At 31.2% G+C, this 24,918-nt stretch carries 20 protein-coding genes; 11 read left to right on the top strand and 9 right to left on the bottom strand.

All coding sequences use genetic code 11. The features are described from left to right. Positions 1–35 precede the first annotated feature (35 nt). The 3 genes from B3R94_RS01085 to B3R94_RS01075 form a co-directional block, all read right to left on the bottom strand. Positions 36–1,393, bottom strand: a protein-coding gene (locus tag B3R94_RS01085) for an IS3 family transposase (protein ID WP_414647249.1) whose coding sequence is annotated in 2 segments (ribosomal slippage) — positions 36–1,055 and positions 1,058–1,393 — 1,356 coding nt in all. Because the reading frame shifts where the segments join, the coding sequence is not laid out codon by codon here. A gap of 126 nt (positions 1,394–1,519) precedes the next feature. Continuing rightward, positions 1,520–2,533, bottom strand: a complete 1,014-nt coding sequence (locus B3R94_RS01080; RefSeq protein WP_038331461.1) for a beta-ketoacyl-ACP synthase III — start codon at positions 2,531–2,533, stop codon at positions 1,520–1,522. Positions 2,534–2,617: 84 nt separating this feature from the next. Then, the gene (locus B3R94_RS01075; protein WP_115000757.1) at positions 2,618–3,493 is read right to left on the bottom strand and encodes a DMT family transporter; all 876 of its coding nucleotides are present in this window, start codon (positions 3,491–3,493) and stop codon (positions 2,618–2,620) included. A gap of 173 nt (positions 3,494–3,666) precedes the next feature. Here B3R94_RS01075 and B3R94_RS01070 point away from each other — a divergent pair, with 173 nt between their 5' ends. From B3R94_RS01070 to B3R94_RS01060, 3 genes are all read left to right on the top strand, one after another. Next, on the top strand, positions 3,667–4,473 hold the full coding sequence (locus tag B3R94_RS01070; RefSeq protein WP_291072814.1) for a TerC family protein: 807 nt from the start codon (positions 3,667–3,669) through the stop codon (positions 4,471–4,473). A 50-nt stretch (positions 4,474–4,523) separates the two neighbouring features. Then, a complete protein-coding gene (locus B3R94_RS01065) occupies positions 4,524–5,339 on the top strand; it encodes an HAD family hydrolase (protein ID WP_291098044.1) in 816 nt (271 codons plus the stop codon). A 79-nt stretch (positions 5,340–5,418) separates the two neighbouring features. Then, positions 5,419–6,324 (top strand): polysaccharide deacetylase family protein, encoded by a 906-nt coding sequence (locus tag B3R94_RS01060; RefSeq protein ID WP_291098042.1) that lies wholly within the window; start codon positions 5,419–5,421, stop codon positions 6,322–6,324. A 50-nt stretch (positions 6,325–6,374) separates the two neighbouring features. Here the strand turns inward: B3R94_RS01060 and B3R94_RS01055 are convergent, their stop codons facing one another. From B3R94_RS01055 to porU, 4 genes are all read right to left on the bottom strand, one after another. Further along, a complete protein-coding gene (locus B3R94_RS01055) occupies positions 6,375–6,776 on the bottom strand; it encodes an OsmC family protein (RefSeq protein ID WP_221855955.1) in 402 nt (133 codons plus the stop codon). 7 nt (positions 6,777–6,783) lie between these two features. Beyond that, the gene (locus B3R94_RS01050; RefSeq protein ID WP_291098039.1) at positions 6,784–7,689 is read right to left on the bottom strand and encodes a pirin family protein; all 906 of its coding nucleotides are present in this window, start codon (positions 7,687–7,689) and stop codon (positions 6,784–6,786) included. A 126-nt stretch (positions 7,690–7,815) separates the two neighbouring features. Next, entirely contained in the window at positions 7,816–9,021 is a 1,206-nt protein-coding gene (gene porV, locus B3R94_RS01045; protein WP_291098036.1) for a type IX secretion system outer membrane channel protein PorV, read from the bottom strand. A 36-nt stretch (positions 9,022–9,057) separates the two neighbouring features. Next, positions 9,058–12,924 (bottom strand): type IX secretion system sortase PorU, encoded by a 3,867-nt coding sequence (porU, locus tag B3R94_RS01040; protein ID WP_291098033.1) that lies wholly within the window; start codon positions 12,922–12,924, stop codon positions 9,058–9,060. Between the two features lie 164 nt (positions 12,925–13,088). Here porU and gldJ point away from each other — a divergent pair, with 164 nt between their 5' ends. The 4 genes from gldJ to B3R94_RS01020 all read left to right on the top strand — a co-directional run bounded on the left by gldJ (position 13,089) and on the right by B3R94_RS01020 (position 17,804). Next, positions 13,089–14,717, top strand: coding sequence for a gliding motility lipoprotein GldJ (gene gldJ, locus B3R94_RS01035; RefSeq protein WP_291067528.1), 1,629 nt, complete (start codon positions 13,089–13,091; stop codon positions 14,715–14,717). Positions 14,718–14,782: 65 nt separating this feature from the next. Continuing rightward, on the top strand, positions 14,783–16,063 hold the full coding sequence (locus B3R94_RS01030; RefSeq protein WP_291098030.1) for a UDP-N-acetylmuramoyl-tripeptide--D-alanyl-D-alanine ligase: 1,281 nt from the start codon (positions 14,783–14,785) through the stop codon (positions 16,061–16,063). A gap of 111 nt (positions 16,064–16,174) precedes the next feature. Then, positions 16,175–16,609 carry a hypothetical protein gene (locus tag B3R94_RS01025; protein WP_291098027.1) on the top strand — a complete coding sequence of 145 codons (435 nt, stop codon included), beginning with the start codon at positions 16,175–16,177 and terminating at the stop codon, positions 16,607–16,609. Between the two features lie 85 nt (positions 16,610–16,694). Beyond that, entirely contained in the window at positions 16,695–17,804 is a 1,110-nt protein-coding gene (locus tag B3R94_RS01020; RefSeq protein WP_125349845.1) for an endonuclease, read from the top strand. Positions 17,805–18,189: 385 nt separating this feature from the next. Here the strand turns inward: B3R94_RS01020 and fsa are convergent, their stop codons facing one another. After that, a complete protein-coding gene (gene fsa / locus B3R94_RS01015) occupies positions 18,190–18,846 on the bottom strand; it encodes a fructose-6-phosphate aldolase (protein WP_125349844.1) in 657 nt (218 codons plus the stop codon). Positions 18,847–18,929: 83 nt separating this feature from the next. Beyond that, positions 18,930–19,682, bottom strand: a complete 753-nt coding sequence (locus tag B3R94_RS01010) for an SDR family NAD(P)-dependent oxidoreductase (RefSeq protein WP_125349843.1) — start codon at positions 19,680–19,682, stop codon at positions 18,930–18,932. Between the two features lie 188 nt (positions 19,683–19,870). Between B3R94_RS01010 and B3R94_RS01005 the strand changes: the two genes are divergently transcribed. The 4 genes from B3R94_RS01005 to B3R94_RS00990 all read left to right on the top strand — a co-directional run bounded on the left by B3R94_RS01005 (position 19,871) and on the right by B3R94_RS00990 (position 24,533). After that, entirely contained in the window at positions 19,871–20,629 is a 759-nt protein-coding gene (locus B3R94_RS01005) for a hypothetical protein (protein ID WP_291098024.1), read from the top strand. A gap of 7 nt (positions 20,630–20,636) precedes the next feature. After that, the gene (locus tag B3R94_RS01000) at positions 20,637–21,392 is read left to right on the top strand and encodes a hypothetical protein (RefSeq protein WP_291098021.1); all 756 of its coding nucleotides are present in this window, start codon (positions 20,637–20,639) and stop codon (positions 21,390–21,392) included. Positions 21,393–21,428: 36 nt separating this feature from the next. Then, positions 21,429–23,471, top strand: a complete 2,043-nt coding sequence (locus B3R94_RS00995) for a S9 family peptidase (RefSeq protein ID WP_219034992.1) — start codon at positions 21,429–21,431, stop codon at positions 23,469–23,471. Between the two features lie 423 nt (positions 23,472–23,894). Beyond that, complete coding sequence (locus tag B3R94_RS00990; RefSeq protein WP_291098018.1) at positions 23,895–24,533, top strand: hypothetical protein; 639 nt, start codon at positions 23,895–23,897, stop codon at positions 24,531–24,533. Positions 24,534–24,918 lie beyond the last annotated feature (385 nt).

Here is a 24,918-nt window from a genome sequence, read left to right as displayed (position 1 = left end):
GACACCTCTTTCTAAAAATTAAGAGAGTGTTTGGTTTATAAATTTATTATTTTTTCTTGATAATACAATTGCCTTCTTTTTGCAATTGTTTGTTGTTTAATAATTGCTCTTTGTTCTAAAATTTTATCTGCTCGACCAAAATACACATCCGAAGACGTAAGATTGTTCAAAGCCTCATGACACCTGCAATTGTTGTAGTTTTCTACAAACTTATTTAACGCTTCTGTCAGCTCATCAGGATGGTAATAATGATCTAATTTTACTACATTTTTCATTGTCCTGTGATACCTTTCGATTTTCCCTTGGGTTTGCGGGTGTAGTGGTTTACCTCTAACATGCTCCATTTTTTGCGTATTTTTCAAGTAATCTTTTAATTCACTTGACACATAACAAGGGCCATTATCTGATAGTAATTTTGGTTTCTGTTTCGCTTTTAATTTAGCTTTTTCAATTGCTGTTTTTACAGTTCTTTTTACGTCTTCTGCCTTCATCGAACTGCATAATTCCCAATGAATAATATATCGGCTGTAATCGTCTAAAATCGTGCTTAAATAATACCATCCCCATCCTATAATTTTAAAATAAGTGAAATCAGTCTGCCACATTTGATGAACAAAATTGGTTTTATCTTTAAATTCGTTTGCGGCTGAAATTAAAATATGATTGGGTGCTGGAATTAAATCTCTCTGCTTTAATATTCGATAAACACTCGATTCTGAAATATAAATTCCTAATTCATCGGTCATTTTAAAAGCCAATTCTCTAGCAGATAATTCAGGATAATCCAACGCTAATTCTACAATTAAATCCTTCTGAGAATCAGGTATACTATTCCATTTTCGATGGGTTGAATAATTTTTTGATTCTAAACCTTCAAATCCATTTTCTAAATAATTTGAGTACCATTTATAGAAGGTACTCCGTGCAATTCCGAACTCCTCTAAAGTACGTTTAACTCCAATTTCAGAGCGAGTTACAATCTGTATAATTTCGTGTTTTTCACTTGCTGATAATCGCATATATTTCTTGAATTTTGTTTTTAATCCAACGAGTTCAAGGTTTTTTTTACGATATCATAACGTACAACCAAATCAGCTACAATCTCTTTTAAACGCTGGTTTTCTTTACGTAATTCACTTACATCGTCACTTCTAGCTTCTCGAGTAATATCTCCAGACAATCGCTTTTTTCCAGCTTCTAGAAATTCTTTATTCCACTTATAAAATTGAGATTGACTAATACTATATTTTCTACAAAGTTCAGCTATCGAAGTTTCTGCTCGTAAAGCTTCCATTACAATTAAAATCTTTTGTTCCGCTGTAAATATTCGTCTTGTATTTTGACGAATATCTTTTACATATTTCTCTGGAGTTGGTTTTTTGGATGTTGCCATAATTAAAGTTAATGATTTTTAAAACACTACCTTAAATTTTAGGTCTTAGATGTCCACTTTTTGCTGACGATTTACACTTCCATAATAACGATTTCTTTTTTGTATCGCTATTTCAGGACGGGACACTTACCAGTTCATCAAAACAGAACCCCACGTAAATCCAGCTCCAAAAGCAGTCATCATTACTAAGTCTCCTTTTTTGATTTTACCTTCTTGTTTTGCCTCACTCAATGCAATCGGAATAGACGCTGCCGTTGTATTTCCGTAACGCATAATGTTGTTGTAGACTTTCTCATCTGGTAATCCCAATTGTTTTTGTACAAATTGAGAAATACGCAAATTCGCCTGATGCGGAATAAATAAATCTAAATCTTCAGGCTTTTTATTCGCAGCCGATAAAGCTTCGATAATTGACTCTGGAAAACGAGTTACCGCATGTTTGAAAACATAGTTTCCATTCATATACGGGTAAATTTCTTTTTTAGTTAAAGTGTTTCCTTCTTTCAATAATTCGTCCGACCAACCTGTTTTTGTTCCTGGGAAAGTAACTGCTAATTCTTCAGCAAATTCACCTTCAGAATGTAAATTAGTCGATAAAATTCCACGTCCTTCTTCTTCCGATGCAGAAACAATTACTGCTCCTGCTCCATCTCCAAAAATTACTGAAACGCCACGACCTTCATCCGACATATCCAATCCGAATGAGTGCACTTCTGCTCCAATCACCAAAATATTTTTGTAAACTCCTGCTTTTATAAAAGCATCAGCCGTTGATAACGCATATACAAAGCCAGAACACTGGTTACGAATATCCATTGCCCCAATTGTACGACAACCTAACTCTTTTTGCACCAATACACCATTTCCAGGAAAATAATAATCGGGAGATAAAGTCGCAAATAATATAAAATCAATATCTTGAGCAGTGATTCCTGCATCTTCTAACGCATTTTTAGCCGCAATAACACCCAAATCTGTAGACGAAATCTTAGAACCTGGCTCGATATGTCTTCTTTCGACAATCCCTGTACGTTCCTGAATCCATTCGTCATTGGTGTCCATCACCTCAGCTAAATCAAAGTTTGTAACAACTCTTTCGGGAACATAATGCCCAACACCTGTAATAATAGAGTGTATCATGTGATTATGGTTTACTTTTCAATTGAAGCAAAGATATTAAATGATAAGCATTCTTTAAAACAAATGCGTCTTTTTGACAATAAATTATTTAGAAAATCTTGTTTTTAATATTCCGTTCATAATGATAGAAAGTACCATTACCCCTGTAGCAATGTAAAATATAGGATTCATATGTTCTGAATCTCCAAAAATAAGACTTGCCAAAATGATGCCATAAACTGGTTCTAAATTTACGTTCAACATCAACGTAAAAGCACTTACATGTTTCAGTAAATCAACTGATTCTATTTGTGCAAAAGCTGTAAAAATGACACCAAGTAAAGTCAACCATCCTAAGTTTGACCAACTTATATTTACAACTTCGGAAATAGCTTCTGGCTGAAAAAGAATCATTACCACCGAAAGTGTGATCACTCCACCAATCATTTCGTATAAAGTAACTTTAGTAGGTTTGATTGATTTTGGTAATCTCGAATTAAGAACAGCAAACAATGCAGATAGAAAACTACACAAAATACCGATGATAATTCCCAATTTATAATCTTCTGGTGATGCATTAAAAATAACAGCTACACAAGCAGAAACGATTATGGCAAGAATAATTTCAAGCAGATTAATTTTTCGCTTAAAGAAAATAGGTTCTAAAATCGCACTAAAAAGCGCGCCCATTGATAATGTACTCAAAGCTATTGAAATGTTAGAAAGTTTAATTGACAAATAAAATGTAAACCAATGTATTCCGACAATTCCACCGATAGCAAGTAATCTCAATAATTCGTTTTTAGTCACTTTGAAATCCATTTTTCTGAATTTCATGTAAATAAAAACCGCAATAGCCGCAATAAGAACACGATACCAAACCATTGGCAACGCACTCATTGTAACTAATTTTCCGAAAACTCCTGTAAATCCCCAAAGAAGTACGAGAAACTGCAACCGAAGTTGAACCTTTGAAATCATTCTAAGCCTTTTTCGCAAAAGTAGAGTTTAATTCTATATTGCTAAAACGATTTAATTGATTTAATCTGTAAATAATTTTGTATAAGTTCTAATGTTAAATTAACATCAAATAATTATCACTCAAACTTTAATTGTTATTCTTAGTTGTATTTTCGAAACTTCAAAATTTATCGATGGATTTTAGTATTTTTTTACAACCAGATGCATTAGTTGCATTATTTACATTAACAATGTTAGAAATCGTTTTAGGGATTGATAATATTGTTTTTATCTCTATTTTGTCAGGAAAATTGCCTGCACATCAGCAAAAGAAAGCGCAACAACTTGGTTTATTTTTAGCCATGTTTACACGTGTTATCCTTTTATTCTCGTTAAGTTGGGTGATGAGTCTTACCACTCCTCTATTCAATATTGGCGAATGGATTGGTATTACTTCAACCGAATGGTTAGAAAAATTAGCAATCTCTGGTCGAGATTTGATTTTATTAATCGGAGGATTATTCTTGATTTATAAATCGACAGTAGAAATTCACCACAAAATAGAAGGTGTTGAAGAAACTGATGGAAAAGTGAAAGTACATTCTTTTGCAGGAACTATTGTACAAATCTTAATTTTAGACATTGTTTTCTCATTAGATTCTGTGATTACAGCAGTTGGTATGGCAGAACATATCGAAGTTATGATTGCGGCTGTGATTATCGCTGTTGCTGTTATGATGCTTTCAGCAAGTGCGGTTTCTAAATTTGTGAACGATCATCCAACTGTTAAAATGTTGGCTTTATCATTCTTATTATTAATCGGTGTTTCGTTATTAGCAGAAGGATTTGATCAACACATTTCGAAAGGATACATTTATTTTGCAATGGGATTCTCTGTTTTAGTCGAATTCTTGAATTTGAAAATGAAGAAAAAGCATTCGAATCCAGGAATTGTCCGAAATATGGTTGGCGACGCAGAAGAACAAAACAAAAATTTATAACTAACTTTAAGGTCTCAATTATGAGACCTTTTTTATTTAAGAAAAAATCAATGCAAAATATAAAATTAATCGTGACAGATATGGACGGAACTTTGTTGCGTTCTGATCATTCATTAAGTCCAGAATTCAATAAAATTTACGAAGAATTAAAAGAAAACAACATCACATTTGTACCTGCAAGTGGTCGTCAATACTATAGTATCATTTCATATTTTGAAAATATAAAAGATGAATTGGCAATTATTGCTGAAAACGGAACTTATGTTACCTACAAAGGTGAGGAAGTTTTTATTGACGAATTGGATTGGTCTGTTGTAAAAGAAATCGTAGAAGAAGTACGTAAAATAGAAGGTGCAAATATTGTTTTGGCTGGCAAAAATGCCGCTTATGTGGAATCGAAAGATGAAACTTTTTTAGAATATTTTAAAAATTATTACGATAAAAATATTTGGGTTGATGATTTAACTAAAATCGAAAATGAACAATTCATTAAAATTGCAGTAAATCATGCTGATGGAACAGAATTTAATGTATTTCCAAAATTAGTTGATTTTGAAAAATATGGATTAAAAGTTGTGGTTTCTGGCGAAGTTTGGTTAGATGTTATGAATAAAAAATCGAACAAAGGAGTTGCATTACAAGCTTTGATGAATAAATTGGATATTTCTTCTGAAGAAATCATTGTTTTTGGGGATTTTATGAATGATTTGGAAATGCTAAATTTGGCAAAATATAGTTTTGCTATGGAAAATGCGCATCAAAATGTAAAAGAAGTAGCGAATTTTAAAGCGCCTTCTAACGATGAAGATGGTGTAATTCAAGTTATTAAGCAATATTTACAACAATTAAAAACCGTAAATACTTAATAATCTGATAAATAACATCAATCATTTAACATTTCAAATCAGATTAAATTATTAATTTCGCACAAAACCTAAACAATCAATGTTCACTATCAACAAACATCTAAAAAGTTTTCTAGCAATTGGAACTTTACTTTTTGTTTTTTCTTGTAAAAACGCAAATAATCCAATTCAAAATCAAACAACAACTTCTTCTGAGCCAAAAGAAATTTTGCAGAATGATGTTGATTCTATTTATACAGTAAAAATTGACTCATCAGCTTTGCAATTAGATACTATTGTAAAAGAAGAAAAGCAAAATCCTATTGATTCGACAAAACAATATGTCTACTTAACTTTTGATGATGGTCCATATAAAGGAAGCAAAAATATCAATAAAATATTAACCGAAGAAAATGTAAAAGGAACGGTTTTCTTAGTTGGTTTTAATGCTTTTACAAAAGATTTGAAACAACATGTAGAAGATTATAAAGCTAATCCAAATGTAGAAATTGCTAACCATACTTTTTCGCATGCTCGCAACAAATACAAAGCTTTTTACAATGTACCAGAAAATGTTTACGAAGATATTCGCAAAAATGAGGTGGTATTAGACATACATTCTCGTTGGGTGCGTTTGCCTGCGCGTAACACATGGCGTTTGAACAAACGTAAAAAAGACGATCCAGTAAAAAATGCAATTCCAGCAGCTGATTTATTGGCTAAAAATCAATATTATATTTACGGTTGGGATTATGAATGGGAAAGAAGTGGAAAAAAATCTGCAAATCATCAACTTTCTTCGCCTGAAAAAATATACGAAGGAATTGTACATCGTTTGGATCAAAATAAAACATTCGAAAAAAATCATTTGGTAATTTTAATGCACGATGATATGTTTAATGAAGATTATAACGCAGAAAAATTAAGACAATTAATTGTTTTATTGAAACGTAATCCGAAAATTGTAATCGAAGGAATTTCGGGATATCCAACCAGGATTAGCTAGATAAAATATTAAGATAAAAAAATCCACTTCATCTGAAGTGGATTTTTTTATTAAATAAACTCTATCGTTGTTTCTATCTCGTGACCTTTTTCTAATACTTTGTGCACAGGACAAGAATTTGCAACTTTCAGTAATCTTGTTTGTTGTTTCTCATCGAAATCGCCTTCTATGATAACATGACGTTGAAAAGTAATTGGCTCAGTTGTAATCATATCAAAATTGACATCTACCTCAACTTTTTTGTAAGCAAATTCTTTGTGATTCATATACATTTGCAATGTAATCGAAGTACAAGAAGCCAATGCAGCTCCCAATAATTCGCTTGGTTTTGCAGCTGTATCCAAACCTCCTTTATCTAAAGGTTCATCTACATTAAATTCGTGTTTCCCAGCTTTAATATTCGAAATATAATTTTTATCTGTCGAAGTTGACGTTACATTAATATCACTCATTATCAATTTATTTATCGTTTTCTTTTATTTTAGATTTTTGTTGAGCTTGCGGAATCGGAACGTAATCGTCATCTCTAGGAACTTTAGGAAAACGATGATTAATCCAATTTTCCTTTGCCGTTTCAATCGTTTCTCTTGAAGAACTTACAAAATTCCAAAAGATAAAATGTTCTTCCGGTAATTCTTCTCCTCCAAAAATATAAACGGTAGAACCAGCCGTAATTTCGAACTCACACAAAGTAGCTTCTTTCGCAACTAATAATTGTTTTGTTCCGTATGTCTCTCCTCCATCTTTGATAGAACCTTCTAATACATACAAAGCAGATTCTCCATACAAATCTTTATCTAAAGAAACTTTGAAATCATTTTTAGCTTTAATCTCAATAAAATATAAAGGAGAATAAACAGGCACGCCAGAAGTATGTTCACCAAACTTACCAGCAATCAATCTATAATCAGCATTTTCGTCCGACCAATTTGGTAATTTATCTGCTTCAATATGAACAAAACTCGGCTCCATATTTTCTAATTCTTTTGGCAAAGCCACCCAAATTTGTAAACCATGTAATGTTTTTTCTGTTGTACGTAAATATTCTGGAGTTCGCTCAGAATGCACAACACCTTTACCGGCAGTCATCCAATTCACAGCTCCAGGCTGAATTTCTAATTCAGTTCCTAAACTATCGCGATGCATAATCGCTCCTTCAAATAAATAAGTCAAAGTTGATAAACCAATATGTGGGTGCGGTCCTACATCAAGATTTTGATAATCTTTCATTTTTGTTGGTCCCATATGATCGATAAACACAAATGGTCCGACATGTCTTTTTTGACGAAACGGTAATAATCTACCCACCAAAAAATTTCCTATATCAGCAGCTTTTTCTTCTAAAATTAATCCAACGTTAGACATAATTAGTTTAGTTTTTTAATTGATGTAAAATTAGTTTTAACTATTAATTTAAAACTTGATTTAAGTTAATAAATAAAAAAAGGCTAACCAAAAGGTTAGCCAATTATAACTTAATCTTAACGATTTCTAGTAATCGTAACTATTTTGTGTTTCTCCCCCAAAATTCCAAGCAATACCGAAACGTAATGTGTTTTCTAAAGCATTGTTTGTATCTGACATTGGAATTAAGTAAGAAGCATTAAAAGCAAACGCATTGTATTTTAGTCCTAAACCTAATGTCAAATGTTGACGATCACCTTTCATTGGACTTTCGTGAAAATAACCTGCACGAATAAATAAAGCATCATTATAAGAATACTCTGCACCAACAGAATACATAATTTCTTTTAACTCCTCTTTTCCTCCTCCAGGAGCATCTCCAAATGAACTAAAAATTCCAGACATTACTCCTTTATTAGGAATATATCCTGTACCAGGAATTGGATTTCCATTTTCATCTTTCTCATATGTTGGAGTTGGAACTAATAATTTAGAAAATTCTGTTGTAATTCCTACTTTATTGTAATCATCAAATTTGAAATCATATCCAACACCTAAACGTAAAGTTGTTGGTAAATATGATGCATTATCTTCTGAGTTTGAATAATCTAATTTTGGACCAATATTAGAGATTTGGAAACCTCCACGTAATTTTCCTTCAAAATTGTTGGTATCCATTGTTTCTGATTGATAATAACCTGCTAAATCAACTGCAAATGTATTTGCTGGCTGAACTGTACCATCGCTTACTCCATTGAATAAATCTGAACGAATGAAACGACCAGTTACCGCCATCGAGTAGTTATCCGTTAAACGTAAACCATATGATAAATCGATAGAGAATTCATTTGGTTTTGCTTTTCCCATCGAAACAATATCAGTTCCTTGTAATTGGTTAAGTTCTATTTCTCCCATATTGAAATAATAGATACTTGCTCCTAATGTACTACGCTCATCTTGTCCTAAGAAAGTGTAATAAGTTGCATTTAATAAGAAAACATCATTCACCAAAGATCCCATATATGGAGTATAAGTAAATGCTACTCCTGAATAATCTGGTGCAAAAGCATATTTTGCCGCATTCCAGTATTGTGAATAATTATCTGTTGATGTGGCTACACCTTGATCTCCTAAACCACCTGCACGTGCATCTGGAGAAATTCTTAAAAATGGAGCTCCAGTTAAAATTGGATTAGATTTTGTATAATCGTTCCCAGTATCATTTCCTCCTGTATCTTGAGCAAAAGTAAATCCTGATGCTAAAATCAATAAGCTTGCGGTAATTTTTTTCATTCGTGTTATATTGATTATATTTTATCTTTTTATTTATTATTTTAATATGACAAGTTTTTCAACTGCTGCGGCTGATCCTTTACAAACCGTATCATCAACACCTTTCACATTGACCTTGTAAATATAAACACCTTTTCCTATTTTATCGCCAAAATCGTCCAAACCATCCCATTCTATCGCATATTTACCTGTTCGATATCCTTCTCTAAAAGGTTCTGCCGAAACAGTTTTTCGGATTGTTTTGACCAATTTTCCTGAAATTGTAAATATCTGAACCATTACATCTAACTCAGAATCACAATTATGTTCAAAATGGAAAAACGTATTCTTAGTAAATGGATTTGGCCAGTTTAGCAATTTATCAATATGCAATTGTCCTGTTCCATTTTCCATTACTACAAAGTCTAACGTTGCAGTATTCGAATTATTGTTGATATCCCAAAATTTTAAATTCACAGTATGTTGACCAAGTTCAAGATTTTTCAATTGATACATTACTTGTCCTTTCTGGTAATCCTCGAAATTCTTATTGACACAAGGATTTGCATCACCTCCATCATAATATTCATTCAACACATAAGCATCTTGTACTTTTCCATCAAGTGTTGCTACAATATCGTGTCCAATACTTGATCCTGTTGCATTAATACCCGAATTATCAGTTAAACAACCCACCAAATAAGGCGAACGATCTGTAATTCCTCCATTCGCAAAATGAAGATTATTCATATATAACTTGCCCTGCGGACGTTCATCATCATTTAATCCTTCTTCATTAATTCCTTCAATCGTAATTGTTTTTAAAGTCGATGCATCTTTACCATCTTTCTCATCCCAAGCATAAAATTTTATTTTACGATTTCCTAGCTCGTAATTGATATCTTTCGGAACATAAAATTGAATCGTAAACTCACCTTTTTCAACTTTTCCTGTTCCTTTATAAATTGTTTTATTTTCTGTTTCGAAAGTTTTTCCAGCCCAATCAGACTCCGATAAAATGGTTTTCGTTTCAGGTTTTTCATACAAACTAATCGCAATTTTCCCATTGAAATTATTATCAATAGAAGTGTTAGATAATTGATTTACTTTACCTGTAATCGTTATAAAATCTAATGCTTGCATTTTACCACCAGCAAGGGCATCTACATCTTTTTTATTTTTGATGCTTAATATTTCAATATCTTGTTGTGGACGATGAATTACTAACATCGGATCTCCAAGAATACTTACACTTTTGTTATTTTGATGTTTTGGAGAATAATTTAATTTTGCTTCATTAAGCGCTTTACCAATTGTTTGATTTTCTATTCCAACTTTCTTGAAAAACTGTTCGATCAAAAAATTATTCATCGAATCTCCGTAACCTGTTCCAATTGGACGATTGGTTGTTATCATAGACAAGGCTCCTCCATTTGCGTTTTTCAACATAGCTTCTCCGGCAGAATTATATTGCGGTAAATCCCAAATTGTAAAATCACAAGTCACAGTTGTTACGATAGGTAAACGTGAATAAGCTGCATTAAAATTGGATAAATTTGTTAATTCTTCTGCTGTTATAATTCGCTCTTGTGCCCAACTACGAGGACCTCCATGACCGTAATACATCAAGAAGTTTGAACCTAACTCGATTCCATTCAAAATTGCTTGATTTACGGTTGGATATCTAACTCCGGCAGAAGTACTTTCAGGTTGATGAGCTCCCGAATATATTTTATTAATCGTATAAATTTGATTCTCAGGTTTAGAAAATTCAGTATCAATTTTGGCATTTAAACCTGGAGTATTTACATTATTATCATTATCAGTAACTGCAACAATTTTTGTTCGCCAATCACCATAGGAAGTTCCTTTTCCTTGAACTTTATCGTAATATGAAACTATTTTATCAACCAAAATCTTTGCCTCAGTAGAATTAGAAGCAGAAATTCGTCCTACAGCTATTTCAAACCAATTAGCATCGTAACTATAAATTCCATCTACGCTATTCGATAACATTTTTACATTATCATTTAACATTGCAAAATAATCATCCGTTGCAATCGCACCATCAATATCAAGAGAAGGTTCGTCTGTAAAAGTTGGAAGATAATTTGTAAAATCCTTTACTCTATTTTTTGGATCATAGGTTGTTGCTCCAAACAAAACGCCATATTCTAAATTTGGACTTGATCCATCTTTTAAGAATTTAAAGAAATCACGAATCGCAATAGGATCTTGACTTCCAGAAGAAAAATCGTTGTAAACTTGTTCCGTTGTAACAACTGCAACATTTATCTTATCATGTTCTTTTCTAAAATTCGCCAAACGCTGTGCTTGATCCATATATTTAGGATGCGTGATCACAACATAATTAATATCTGTCAAACTACGAATATCCTGATTCGCTACTTTTCCGACATATTTTGCATCTGTAAAAGCATTTTCATCCTTAAAAGCGACAAACTGATTCAAACTATTTGTACTAAATTTATACAAATTACTTTGCGGAACAATTGAAGAAATTGAATGAATATTAGAAACATTCCAAACTGTTACATTAGAAGAATTATTTAACGTAAAAGCATTTACACTATTATCATTAATATTTTCTAAAAACTGAAATGTAAATTGTTCATTATTATAAGTTAGATTATCCTTGAAACGTAATTGCAAATAATCTAAAAAACCTAAACCAGAAGGGTTACTTCCTGCAGAAGAAACAGTTATATCAATATTATTTGAAGTCAAAGAAATTTTTTCCTCTTTAATTACTCTTGAAAATTCAGTGTTTTCTAAACTTCCTGTAAATGATTGTCCATTAACATTAACTGTATATCGATTGTTATTCGCATTTTTCCCGACAACAGCATATCGTAAATAAGCTTCTCCTCCATTTACGATTGAATTAGCTTTGAATGTTTTTTTAAAACCATCTTTCAAACCAATATTTTCTCCAACCCAAATTTGTCCAAGACCATTTAAGTTAATCGAATCTTTTTTATGAAATTGTAAATTATCAAAAGTAGAAAAAGTTTTTATAGGACTTGCAGTAAGCGTTTGCTCTCCTACTCGCTTGCCATCTTCTCCATTAAAACTGATAAAATAGTAAGCAAAATCATCATATAAATTATAGCGAACTTTTGCATCTTTCAACGTTGTCGTATTATTTCTGTACCACTGATGCGGACCTTTTGCATAAAACAACGCGTAATCATTGTTATCAAAACTTCCATCCTCGCCTCCTACAAATTTTATTGGAATTTCATTCAGCGCTCCTTTTCGTCCTTCCGTCAAATTTTCCATCAAACGCCCTTCTCCATTACCATAGATTTTTAACGATTTTGGATTAAAATTAGTTGGAATTCCATTTTTGGTAAAGAAACTTTTATCTAATTTGAAAACACCATCTTTCGAAACTTTTATTTTGTACCAATCACCCGTTTTCAAAACACTAGTAGTCGAATTATCAATTAATTTTCGAGAAGATGTTTTTCGAGATTGAATTGATTTCGGAACAATTGAGAAAGATTCTATTTTTAAAATCTTATCATTTTGTCTGATAAAAGGTAGAACTTTAACAATCAGTTTTTGCTGACCATTTTTATCAATGATATTATATGAAGAAAAATTAATTTTATCTGTAATCGAAAAGGTGTTCAAATCAGCCAATTCGTTCTGTACTTCTTTAAATTGCACATTTGACAATTCAACTTCTTGATTTGTAGAATTTAACTCAACGACAAATTCTGGAAGAAAATATCCTCCAACAAAATAATTGTCTTTATTCGAGAAAAACGGCACATTTACCGTATTTCCATTCGTTAAAGAAATTGTTTGATTATTCTCCCAATTTATTTTGTAATTTTGACTAAACAATTGAGGAAATTGAAGCAAGGTTGCAACTAAAATAAAATATTTCTTCATGTCTGAATAACGCTATTTTGACAAATATATTTTCAATCGTAAAATAAAAAAATAATTCTTACGTTTGATACAAGAAATAAAGCATTTTTTCGTTGTAAGATTAATGTCAAATGCTTTTATTTGCATTAAATTTAATTTTCGAAAACCAGAAATATTCTATGAAAATGAATAAAGGACGTATTTTTTCTCTTGCTCTTGCAGCTGTTACTATGAGTGTATTCATGGGTTGTGCAAGCAGTTCAGGAAAGAAAAAAGGAGGTGGAACAAAAAATTTCACAAGTCGTACAGGATGGAAACCAAACGATAGTAAAGGTTGGTTTTTTTCAGGTAAAAAGAAAGAAAACATCAAAGCTTGGCCTGGAATGGTTTTCATCGAAGGAGGATCTTTTACGATGGGAATTACGAAAGATGACGTGTTACACGATTGGAATAATTCTCCTGTTCGTATGCAAGTGAAATCTTTCTTTATTGGTGAAACTGAGGTTACAAACTACGAATATAGAGAATATTTAACTTGGTTAAAAGTTGTTTTCCCACCAGAAGACACACAATACAGGGATATTTATAATGGAGCATTACCAGATGAAACGGTTTTTAACAATCAATTATCTCGTGATGATTTCTCTACAGAAAATTATTTATTTTCTCCAGAATTCAGCTATTACCCAGTAGTTGGTATTTCTTGGTTACAAGCCGTTAACTATTGTGATTGGTTAACAGATCGTGCAAATGAAAAAGCCTTAATGAACAAAGGAATCTTATCAAAAGATTACTATGCTAATGAAGAATATAATTACGGAAATAAAACATTTAATGCTGAACAATATAAGTTAGGCGATACAAATGTAAACGAAGCGATTGATTCGACTAAAATTATGAAAGCGAATCAAATCAAAACACAAAATACCCGTATCTTAAAAGCGAATCGTGCTACTAGCTCTTTAGAAGTGCAACCTTTCCGTTTACCTACAGAAGCTGAATGGGAATATGCTGCATTAGCTTTACCTGGAAATCGTGAATACAACGAATACAAAGGAAAAGATGTTGCTCAAAATAACTTGAGAGTTACGAAAGGTGCTCAAAGAGGACAATATTTAGATAACTTCAAACAAGGACGTGGAGATTACTCTGGTATTGGAGGATTTGGAAACGATGGTTCTGCAATTACAAGTGATGTGCGTAAATATCCTTCAAATGATTTTGGTCTTTACGGAATGTTAGGAAACGTTGCTGAATGGGTTTCTGATGTTTATCGTCCAATTATTGATGAAGAAGCAAACGATTTCAACTACTACCGTGGAAATATTTTAAAAACAAAAATTGACAACGGAGCAGGTGGTTTTGAAAAATATGACGAAACAAATGTTGAATATGATACATTAGACAACGGACGTTTAGTTTACAAAGGATTACCTGGTGCTTACAAAAAGCAAACAGTATATGATTTAACAAATTATCGTGATGGTGACCCTAATTCTTCTTTATCACCACGTACTGAGGAAGGTAAATCTGCTGATCAAGCGACAAAAGATATGTACAACGCTCCTCAACGTAAATTTAGAGTAGATGAAAAAGGTCGTGTAATTTTAGAAAAAGATTCTTCTAAACGTACTTCTGACATCTCTGATGAAACACGTGTTGTAAAAGGTGGTTCTTGGAAAGACCCTATTTATTGGATAGATCCGGGACAAAGACGTTACTTACACCAAGCAAGTGCAACAAACTGGATTGGTTTCCGTGTAGCACAAGAATACTCTGGTAGTTTCGAATCAAAACGTAAACGTAGAGGATAATAATCCTTTTCAAAATATTTTAAATCTCGGCGATTAATTTCATCGAGATTTTTTATTTTTACATTATGAAAACAGCAGAAATATTCGATCAATTTCTTAAATCGAAAATAGTTACGACTGATACACGCAACATCTCACAAAATTGTATCTTTTTTGCTTTAAAAGGAGCTAATTTTAATGGAAATACTTTCGCTCAAGAAGCGATTAATCAAGGAGCTGTAATGGCAATTGTTGACGAGAAAGAATTTGAAAATACATCTCAAAATATTTTTTTGGTTAATGATGCTTTAGAAGCTTTACAAGATTTAGCGAGAACTTATCGTAATTATCTTAAAATACCATTTATTGGATTGACTGGTTCTAATGGAAAAACAACGACAAAAGAATTGATTTCAGCTGTTTTAAAAGAGAAATTCAAAACGCATTATACTTTCGGAAATCTGAATAATCACATTGGAGTTCCTTTGACAATTCTTTCTATTCCAGAAGATACAGAAATTGCTGTGATCGAAATGGGTGCGAATCATCAAAAAGAAATCGAATTATTAGCTTCTATTTCTCAACCAGATTATGGGTATATCACCAATTTTGGTAAAGCTCATTTAGAAGGTTTCGGAGGAATTGAAGGTGTGATTAAAGGGAAATCTGAATTATATGATTTTTTGAGAGCAAATAACAGAACTGCTTTTGTCAACTTTAATGATCCTATTCAAGTTGAAAAAACTAACGATATTAATCGAATTACATTTTCTGATCAACATAATGCAGATGTTCAAATCGAATTGATAGAAAGTGAAACTGAATATTTGGCGGTTAAATACCAAGATTTAAAAATTCAATCACATTTAACAGGAAACTATAATTTTAGCAATATTTCATGTGCAATTGCAATTGGACAACATTTCGGGATTGACGCAAAATCTATTCAAAACGGAATCGAAAATTATTTTCCATCAAATAATCGTTCACAAATTATCAATAAAGAAAATTACAAAATTGTGATGGATGCTTACAATGCAAACCCAAGTAGTATGGAAGCTTCGTTAAATAATTTTGCAAAATTTGAAGGTTCTAAAACAATTATTATTGGTGATATGTTCGAGCTTGGAGAAGAATCCAAAGCTGAGCATCAACGTATTTTAGATTTAGCTAAAAGTTTAGATTTTGATCAAATTTTTATTTTAGGACATAATTTTGGCGAAACAATTACGAATAATCCAAAAGTTCAAAAATTTGAAAACCGCGTTGCCTTTGAAGAATATTTGAAAGAAAATCCAATCAAAACTCAAAATATTTTGATAAAAGGTTCTCATGGCATGAGACTTGATTTGTTAGAAAATATTTAAAATCAATACCTTGATTATCTGATGTATAAATCAATATTTTTTCTTATTATAATTACTCTTTTCACTTCTCATTCTCTTCAGGCTCAATCTGTAATTGAATGGAAAAAAGATATGAAACTTAATTACGAAAACTTTAAAAAGAAACCTATTCAAACAAAGGTTCCTCAAGGTTTTCTAGACTCGAAATTAGGTTGGCAAATTGCTGAAACGACAGGTGAAATTCCAGAACTTTGGGTTTTCAATAAATTTGATGAAAGTAATTCATGGCTATCCATGCAACATGCTGAAGTTTTAAGAGAAATGCAATTGCAATTTGACTTATCTGAATTATATGCACGAAAAATCAGAAAAGATTTTAAAGATTTACAAGCCAAAAAAGTCATGGATAGAGATTCTTATCGAGCAAAATTTTTGTCAGGCTCTAAGAATTTTCAGAAAAAATTGAAATCGATAGGTGGAGTCTCTTTAAACCAACCAGATTTATATAAATTATTGAATAATCAAATTCAAGATTCATTGGTGATTTATCAGAATTACAGTAAATAATTTAACAATTAGTAAACTTTAAATTTCATAAATTTATACAAAGTACAAGCTGTGGAAATCACAGCTTTTTTTAGCTAAATTGTTTATGAAAAAAATTTTATGTTCTTTATCTATATTTACAGTAAGTGTTTTAGCGTCAGCGCAAGCACCAAGTAACTATTACGACACTGCAACTGGTAGCAGCTTTACCTTAAAAACACAGCTATATGAAATAATAAAAAACCATACAGATTTAACATATGGCGGATTATGGACACTTTATAATAGAACAGATTCTGATAATGGTTTTTTAGATAAATATGATGAAAAAGATAATTCTATTTATGATATTTATTCAGAGATACCGAAAAAAATTGATCCTTATAATTTTATAAAATCTTCAGATCAATGTGGCAGTTCTGGTTATAAAAATGAAGGAGACTGCTACAACAGAGAGCATATTATTCCTCAAAGTGTTTTTAATAAAAACTCTCCTATGGTTGCAGATGCATTCCATATCTGGCCAACTGATGGTTATGTTAATAATAAAAGAGATAATTTTCCTTATGGAGTTGTTGAAAGTGCAACATACACTTCTTTAAATGGCTCTAAATTAGGAAGTAATAAAAACTCTGGATACTCTGCGGGATTTTCTGGAACAGTTTTCGAACCAATTGATGAGTTTAAAGGTGATATAGCTCGTGCTTATTTTTATTTTGCTACTCGTTATCAAGAAAATGGTATTCAGAGTTGGTCTTATGCTATGTTTAATAAAACAAAAGATAAAGTTTTTACAGACACTTTCTTGAAAATATTAATGACTTGGCATTTAAATGATCCTGTTTCTGATCGTGAAAAAGATATTAATAATTTAGTCTACAGATACCAAAAAAACAGAAACCCATTTATTGATCATCCTGAATATGCAGAAAAAATTTGGGGTTCGAATTTAGGAACTGGAGATTTCGAATATCAAAAGCGTGATGATGTTTCAGTTTACAATGTAACAAATCGTTCGATTAAAGTTAAACTTGAAAATAATTCGAAATCAATTCAGAAAGTTTCTGTTTTTAATTTCAACGGACAATTAATTAATGAAGTTTCTAATTCATCAAATCAAAAAGAAGTTGAAGTTAATTTCAAAACTCCAGGTGTTTATATCATCAAAGTTGTTGGAAAACAAATGGAAATCAACAAAAGAGTTGTTATAAAATAATCATTTATCAACCATCATAAAAAAATCCTTCGCTCATACAAGTGAAGGATTTTTATTCTAGTAAATGGAAAAAATTATTAGTCATTATTGATATCTTTCTTGAAAAATGTGCTTCCGTAAAGAAACATGATTAATACAAAAGGGATACCAAGCGTGACTGATAACAAAATAAATGTTTTTAACATACTAATAAGAAATGTTTTAGTTTCTAATACTTTTATCAATTTACAATTAATAGTTTTATATTATTCATAATAAAATATCTTTTTTTATTTATTAACACTATTTTTATCAACTTAATAATTAAAAGCTTTTCATTAATATAAATTCATAAAAAAAGTCGCTTAAAATTAAGCGACTCATATATAGAAAATTCTATTTTAAATTATTGGTTTCCTTTAGCATAATCAGCTAAGAATTGTGCTAATCCAGAATCTGTTAATGGGTGTTTTAACAATCCTAAAATTGATGATAAAGGTCCTGTCATAACATCAGCACCAATTTTTGCACAGTTTACAATATGCATTGTATTACGAACTGAAGCTGCTAAAATTTGAGTTTCGTACAAATAGTTATCATAAACCAAACGAATTTCTTCGATTAAGTTTAAACCATCTGTCGAAATATCGTCTAAACGTCCGATGAATGGAGAAACGTAAGTTGCACCAGCTTTTGCAGCTAATAATGCTTGTCCTACAGAGAAAACTAAAGTTACGTTAGTTCTAATTCCTTTTGTAGAAAAGTATTTACACGCTTTTACACCATCTTTCGTCATAGGAATTTTAACTACAATTTGAGGATTTAAAGCTGCTAAAGCTTCACCTTCTTTTACCATTCCTTCGAAATCAGTAGAAATTACCTCAGCAGAAACATCTCCGTCAACTAATTCGCAAATTGCTTTGTAGTGATTCAAAATATTTTCTTGACCTGTAATTCCTTCTTTTGCCATTAAAGATGGATTTGTTGTTACACCATCTAAAACTCCTAAATCTTGGGCTTCTTTAATGTCAGCTAAGTTAGCTGTATCGATAAAAAATTTCATTGTTTGTTTGTATTTCGTTCAGGCAAAATTAAGGATTAAATTATAGAAAACCATTTAATCTTAAAGATTCGATCAAAAATATTTTAAACCGCTGTATATCCTCCATCAACAAGGTAATAACCGCCTGTCATAAAGGATGCTTTGTCCGAACTTAAGAATAAAACCAACTCCGCAACTTCTTCTGGCTGTCCCAAACGACCCATTGGATGTTTTGTAACAAGCAACTCTAAATGATCTGCACTCAAATTATTCGACAACAAAGGCGTCATAATATAACCTGGTCCAACTGCATTACAACGAATATTTTTTGGTCCGTATTCCGCTCCAATGTTTTTCGTCAAACCTACAACTCCATGCTTTGCAGAAGTATAAGCCGAACTCATTGGCGCAGCGACAGTACCATGAATAGAAGCCATATTAACAATAGAACCTCCTCCATTCTTTTCCATTGCTTGTAATTGATATTTACATCCGTAAAAAACACCATTAAAATTGATATCTATTACTTTTTTCCAACCATCTAACGGATAATTTTCAGTCAGCTCGGCAGGACCACCAATTCCAGCATTGTTACAAGCTATATCAAGTTTTCCATAAACTTCAAGCGTTTTATTTACTAATGCTTCATTATCTTCTGGCGAAGAAGTATCAGCTTTGAAAAATATCGCTTCTCCTCCATTCTTTTTGATAATTTCTACTACTTCATTTCCACCTTCTTCATTAATATCCGAAACCACAACTTTCGCACCCTCTTTGGCATATAATTCAGCAACAGCTTTTCCAATTCCAGAACTAGCACCAGTTACAATCGCAACTTTATCTTTTAAACTTGACATAATTTTATGATTTTAATTTAAATAAAGTTAATCATTTATAATCAGATCTATAAATCATTTCTTACAAATAATATTATTTGAAATGATTCAATTTTATTAACTATTTTGGAATGAAAAATTCAGCATAACAAATATATTTAGGTTAAAACAATTCTATTTTTTTATATTTGATACAAATAACTTTTTAAATGAAAAATTTAATAGCTGCTATACTTTTATGTAGTTTTTCTACGATAAATGCACAAGAAACAAGTGATTATAAGTACATCAATATTCCTGAAAAATTTTCTAGTTTTGATAAAGATGAATATCAATTAAGTAATCGATTAAGATATATATTAACGCAGAAAAAATATGAAGTTTTACCTTCTGATAAATCTTCTTGGCCACAAGAAGTTGTGCAAAATCCTTGTTTAGCTTTGAATGCGGATATTTTAAAAGTTAAAAGTTTTTTAAATAATAAATTAGAGGTAAGTTTTACAGATTGTTCTAATAAAAATATTGAAAAATTTGAAGGAACTTCTAAGATTAAAGAATATGACAAAGGTTACCAAGAAGCAATAAAATTAGCTTTAAATCCTTTGAAATCTCAAAATGCAAAGGCCTCCGTTCCAATGGTGAAATTAGAAAAACCCCAAACAGAAACAACAGCTGCATATATGCCAGAACCAAAAGGAAATCAGGTCACTGCTACGAATTTATTGACAGATGGAACAACTACTTATCAAAAAATTGAACTACAAAATGGTGGTTTTATGTTGATGTCCGAAAACGGAAATCAAGTTGTTGCAAAATTTGAACCGACCCTAAAAAATGGAATTTACAGAGTAATTGTTACAAAAGGAAATTCGAATTATTTTTCGGTAGGATACATCAGTGGAAATACAATTTCGTATGAAGTTTCTGAAAATAATAGTTGGAAAGATGTTAAATTATCAGCTAAATAATCTTGCTATGAAAATTATATTATCAAGTTTATTTCTTATTGCTTTATCGTCATTACAAGCACAAAATGTAGCTGATTATAAATATGTTATCGTTCCTCAACTCTTTAAAGATTTCGTAAAAGAAGATTATCAATTGAATACAGGATTGAAAACTGCTTTGAGAAAAAAAGATTATGAAGTTGTAAATGAAAATTCTATTCCTTTAGATGTGCAAATCAATCCTTGTTTAGCTACAAAAGCAAATATTGAAAATACTTCTGTTGCTTTTAAAAATAAATTAAAAGTAACGTTTACAGACTGTAATAATAATGTGATTTCAACTTATGAAGGTTCGTCAAAAGAAAAAGATTTTACAAAAGGTTATCAAGAAGCCTTAACATTTGCTATGAATCAGGTTGGAAAACAAAATGCAAAAGATTTACCTGTAACTAAAACAGAAAATACAACAACTATTAAAGAAACAACGAATAAAGTCGTTACGCAAGTGTCAAATAAAACTGTAGAAAACAAAAACGTTTACAAATCAAACGGAAAAAATTACACAACAGCAAGTACAAATAACAACGAATTTGTATTAATCGACCAAGAAAATTCACAAGTTATTGCACAATTTTATCCAGCTGCTCAACAAAATATTTTCCATGTGACAGTGATTTCTCAAAACGGAAATTACCAAACAATTGGCTATTTGAACGAAAATAATATCATCATCGAATATAAAACAGGTGATAAATCTTGGTCAACTACAACTTATTCAAAGTAAGTTTTTATAGTACATTTGCACCTTAAATTTTAGAAAATGCAAGCACCTATTGCGAAAAAAATAGAACAAAAATTAGAAAAACACGGAGATATCCGCATCGATAATTATTATTGGTTGAATGATCGTGAAAACTCTGAAGTTATCAATTATTTGAACCAAGAAAACGAATACACAAAAGCTATTCTACAACCAACAGAAGCTTTACAAACCAAACTTTTTGAGGAAATGAAAGCGCGAATCAAAGAAGATGATTCGTCTGTTCCGTACAAATTGAATGGTTATTGGTATTTGACGGAATATCAAAAAGGAAAAGAATATCCAATTCACAAACGTCGAAAAGATAGTTTAGAGAATCCAGATGAAATTCTTTTTGATGTCAACACAATGGCTGAAGGTCATTCGTACTATCAATTGGGTGGAATTTCGATGGCACCAAATAATCAATTGGTTTCCTTTGGGGTTGACAATGTTTCGCGAAGAATTTATACGATTCAAATCAAAGATTTAACAACTGGAGAAATTCTTTCTGATAAAATAGAGAATACAACTGGAGGTTCTGTTTGGGCCGCTGATAATAAAACCTTGTTTTATACAAGAAAAGATGAAACATTGCGTGCTTATCAAATTTGGAAACACAAATTAGGTACAAAACAAGAAGATGATATTTTAGTTTTTGAAGAAGTAGATGATACGTTCAATGCGTTTGTTTACAAATCAAAATCAAGAGATTACATCATTATTGGATCTTCAAGTACTGTTTCTGACGAGTTTAGATATATTCCTTCTAATCAACCAGATGCTGAGTTTAAAATCTTTCAAAAAAGAGAACGTGATTTAGAATATTCAATCGAACATTTTGGTGATTCATTTTATATTCAAACCAATAAAGATGATGCTTTTAACTTCAAATTAATGAAAACTTCTGTCGAAAAAACAGAACAAGAAAATTGGATTGATGTAATTCCTCATCGCGAAGAAACATTGATTGAAGGTTTCGAAATTTTCAAGAATTATTTGGTTATCGAAGAGCGCACAAATGGTTTATTGCAGATGAATATCAAAGCATGGGATAATTCAACTGATTATTATTTGCCATTTAACGAAGAAACCTATACAGCAAATGTTGGCACAAATCCAGATTTTGATACTGACATTTTGCGTTACGGATATACATCGTTGACAACTCCTTCTTCTGTGATTGATTTTAACATGAATGATAAAACATTCGAAATCAAAAAAGAGCAAGTTGTTATAGGTGATTTTGATAAAGAAAATTATATTTCTGAACGTATTTGGGCAGAAGCTCGCGATGGAGAAATGGTTCCAATCTCATTGGTTCGTCGAAAAGATACGCCTCTTTCTGCCGAAACTCCTCTTCTACTTTACGCTTATGGTTCGTATGGTTACACGATAGAGCCTTATTTTAGTTCGGTTCGATTAAGTCTTTTGGACAGAGGTTTTATCTATGCAATTGCACATATTCGTGGTGGTCAATATCTTGGTCGCGAATGGTATGAAGATGGAAAAATGTTAGAAAAGAAAAATACTTTCTTCGATTATATTGATGCAGCAAAATATTTGATTCAACAAAATTATACGTCATCAAAACACTTGTACGCAATGGGAGGTTCTGCTGGTGGATTGTTGATGGGTGCTGTGATTAATTACGAGCCAACATTATTCAATGGTGTAATTGCGCAAGTTCCTTTTGTGGATGTTGTCACAACAATGTTAGACGATTCTATTCCATTGACAACAGGGGAATATGATGAATGGGGAAATCCAAACGAAAAAGAATATTACGATTACATGAAATCGTATTCGCCTTACGATAATGTGGAAGCGAAAGCTTATCCAAACCTTTATGTTTCGACAGGTTTACACGATTCTCAAGTACAATATTGGGAACCTGCAAAATGGGTGGCGAAATTAAGAGATTTAAAAACAGATAATAACATTTTACTTTTAGATACAAATATGGATACAGGACACGGTGGTGCATCTGGTCGATTCGAGTCATTGAAAGAAGATGCAAAAGAAGATGCTTTCTTATTTATGTTAGAAGGGATTACAGAATAAATTTCAAACCAAAAAGTCAACAAATTTGTTGGCTTTTTGTATTTTTAACCAAACCTACTCTATGACCTTTATTTTCTTAATTTTTGGATTAGCAATTGCTGATTTCAAACACTTATTCTAAAAGAAATTTGGCAAGTAAACCTTCGTCCAAAATGGATTTTATTTCTTATAACTCCTCTATTAATAAATATTACAGATTATTTTTGCGACGTTCAAATCACAGCTTTTGTATTTTTTGGAGCAATAGCTTCAATATTTTTTATTGCAGTTACTGGTATAATTTTTCAAAATTCTACCAATTTTGAAGAAGAATCAAGCAGTTTCAAACGCGAAAAAAGTTATAGTGAAATTGTCCAAGATTATAATCAGCCTTTTAACCTAAATCCTGCTTGGGGAATTGTTTATCAACTCTATGTCGTTGCGATGATTGGAATTTATATTTTTGTTTCAAATGAAGTTTATGAATCTGATTTAAATTATAAATTGATTGAACAAGATTTAGTTTTACAACTATTATCACTTTTTATATTTACAGGATTTTCCATTATTATTTTGTTGTACAATTATTTAGACGGAAACAAAAATTATATTCCTTCCATTTTGACTGGAAAAAGATTAGTTGCAACACCAAAAGAAAGCAGAATTAATAAGGCAATTACCATAAGCGTTACGATTATATCATTCATTATTTTCTGTAAATTTTGTTACGATAAAGGAATTTATTTCAGCTTGAAATATATCTTTCAATCATTTGATTCTTCATCATTTCTATCAATAAATACAGGAATTATTGCATTTATCTTTTTCAATTCCATTATTCTGATAATTAATCCATCACAAGTAGCAAAACGAAATATGATTCGCATTGCAACACTTATTCAATCTGCTTTTTTCAGTATTTTTTTATCAGCCGCAATTGCAGTTCCTTTTATGATTTTGCAAGATCGAGTAGCTTACTTCAATATGAGTTCGGAGATTCTTTTATTTTTAGGATTTAATATTGTTTTATTAGTAAACGAAATTTCACTTTTTGTAAAATATAGAAAAGGTATAATCGATTAAGGTGAAGTTACTTTTCCTGGTGCATAATATTTCTCTTTTTCAATAAATTCTCCATTCGGCAAATATTTATAAAGATATTTTTCGCCATCAATATTCTTAATAATTTCTTTTCTTATAAATTTATCATGATCATAAACAAGCGTTACCTCTTCCTTATCCTTCGTTTCATATTGTTTAGACGATAGTTTTCCTTTGTAATAATTCTCAACATAAAAAACACCTTCTTTCGTATATTGTTTTGTTTATAAAGTCCCATCTTCATTGTACTTTTCATAACTTTTACCATGAACTTCCATTTTATTTCCATTTTCATAGTATCTCGTATTTATTCCTAAAATTGAATTCTCCACAGAAGCTAAACCTCCTGTAATCTTCCCTAAAAACC

It is taken from the genome of Empedobacter sp. UBA7611 (assembly GCF_002484365.1).
GTDB classification, from domain to species: Bacteria; Bacteroidota; Bacteroidia; order Flavobacteriales; family Weeksellaceae; genus Empedobacter; species Empedobacter falsenii_B.
The sequence above is the reverse complement of the archived record's forward strand: the minus strand, read 5'-3'. Positions and strand labels throughout refer to the sequence as shown.

Bases quoted from the DNA above. Each gene is read 5' to 3' on its own strand.
- B3R94_RS01080 (WP_038331461.1), bottom strand. From the start codon at position 2,533: ATGATACACTCTATTATTACAGGTGTTGGGCATTATGTTCCCGAAAGA.
- B3R94_RS01075 (WP_115000757.1), bottom strand. From the start codon at position 3,493: ATGATTTCAAAGGTTCAACTTCGGTTGCAGTTTCTCGTACTTCTTTGG.
- B3R94_RS01070 (WP_291072814.1), top strand. From the start codon at position 3,667: ATGGATTTTAGTATTTTTTTACAACCAGATGCATTAGTTGCATTATTT.
- B3R94_RS01065 (WP_291098044.1), top strand. From the start codon at position 4,524: ATGCAAAATATAAAATTAATCGTGACAGATATGGACGGAACTTTGTTG.
- B3R94_RS01060 (WP_291098042.1), top strand. From the start codon at position 5,419: ATGTTCACTATCAACAAACATCTAAAAAGTTTTCTAGCAATTGGAACT.
- B3R94_RS01055 (WP_221855955.1), bottom strand. From the start codon at position 6,776: ATGAGTGATATTAATGTAACGTCAACTTCGACAGATAAAAATTATATT.
- B3R94_RS01050 (WP_291098039.1), bottom strand. From the start codon at position 7,689: ATGTCTAACGTTGGATTAATTTTAGAAGAAAAAGCTGCTGATATAGGA.
- porV (WP_291098036.1), bottom strand. From the start codon at position 9,021: ATGAAAAAAATTACCGCAAGCTTATTGATTTTAGCATCAGGATTTACT.
- porU (WP_291098033.1), bottom strand. From the start codon at position 12,924: ATGAAGAAATATTTTATTTTAGTTGCAACCTTGCTTCAATTTCCTCAA.
- gldJ (WP_291067528.1), top strand. From the start codon at position 13,089: ATGAATAAAGGACGTATTTTTTCTCTTGCTCTTGCAGCTGTTACTATG.
- B3R94_RS01030 (WP_291098030.1), top strand. From the start codon at position 14,783: ATGAAAACAGCAGAAATATTCGATCAATTTCTTAAATCGAAAATAGTT.
- B3R94_RS01025 (WP_291098027.1), top strand. From the start codon at position 16,175: ATGAAACTTAATTACGAAAACTTTAAAAAGAAACCTATTCAAACAAAG.
- B3R94_RS01020 (WP_125349845.1), top strand. From the start codon at position 16,695: ATGAAAAAAATTTTATGTTCTTTATCTATATTTACAGTAAGTGTTTTA.
- fsa (WP_125349844.1), bottom strand. From the start codon at position 18,846: ATGAAATTTTTTATCGATACAGCTAACTTAGCTGACATTAAAGAAGCC.
- B3R94_RS01010 (WP_125349843.1), bottom strand. From the start codon at position 19,682: ATGTCAAGTTTAAAAGATAAAGTTGCGATTGTAACTGGTGCTAGTTCT.
- B3R94_RS01005 (WP_291098024.1), top strand. From the start codon at position 19,871: ATGAAAAATTTAATAGCTGCTATACTTTTATGTAGTTTTTCTACGATA.
- B3R94_RS01000 (WP_291098021.1), top strand. From the start codon at position 20,637: ATGAAAATTATATTATCAAGTTTATTTCTTATTGCTTTATCGTCATTA.
- B3R94_RS00995 (WP_219034992.1), top strand. From the start codon at position 21,429: ATGCAAGCACCTATTGCGAAAAAAATAGAACAAAAATTAGAAAAACAC.
- B3R94_RS00990 (WP_291098018.1), top strand. From the start codon at position 23,895: ATGATTGGAATTTATATTTTTGTTTCAAATGAAGTTTATGAATCTGAT.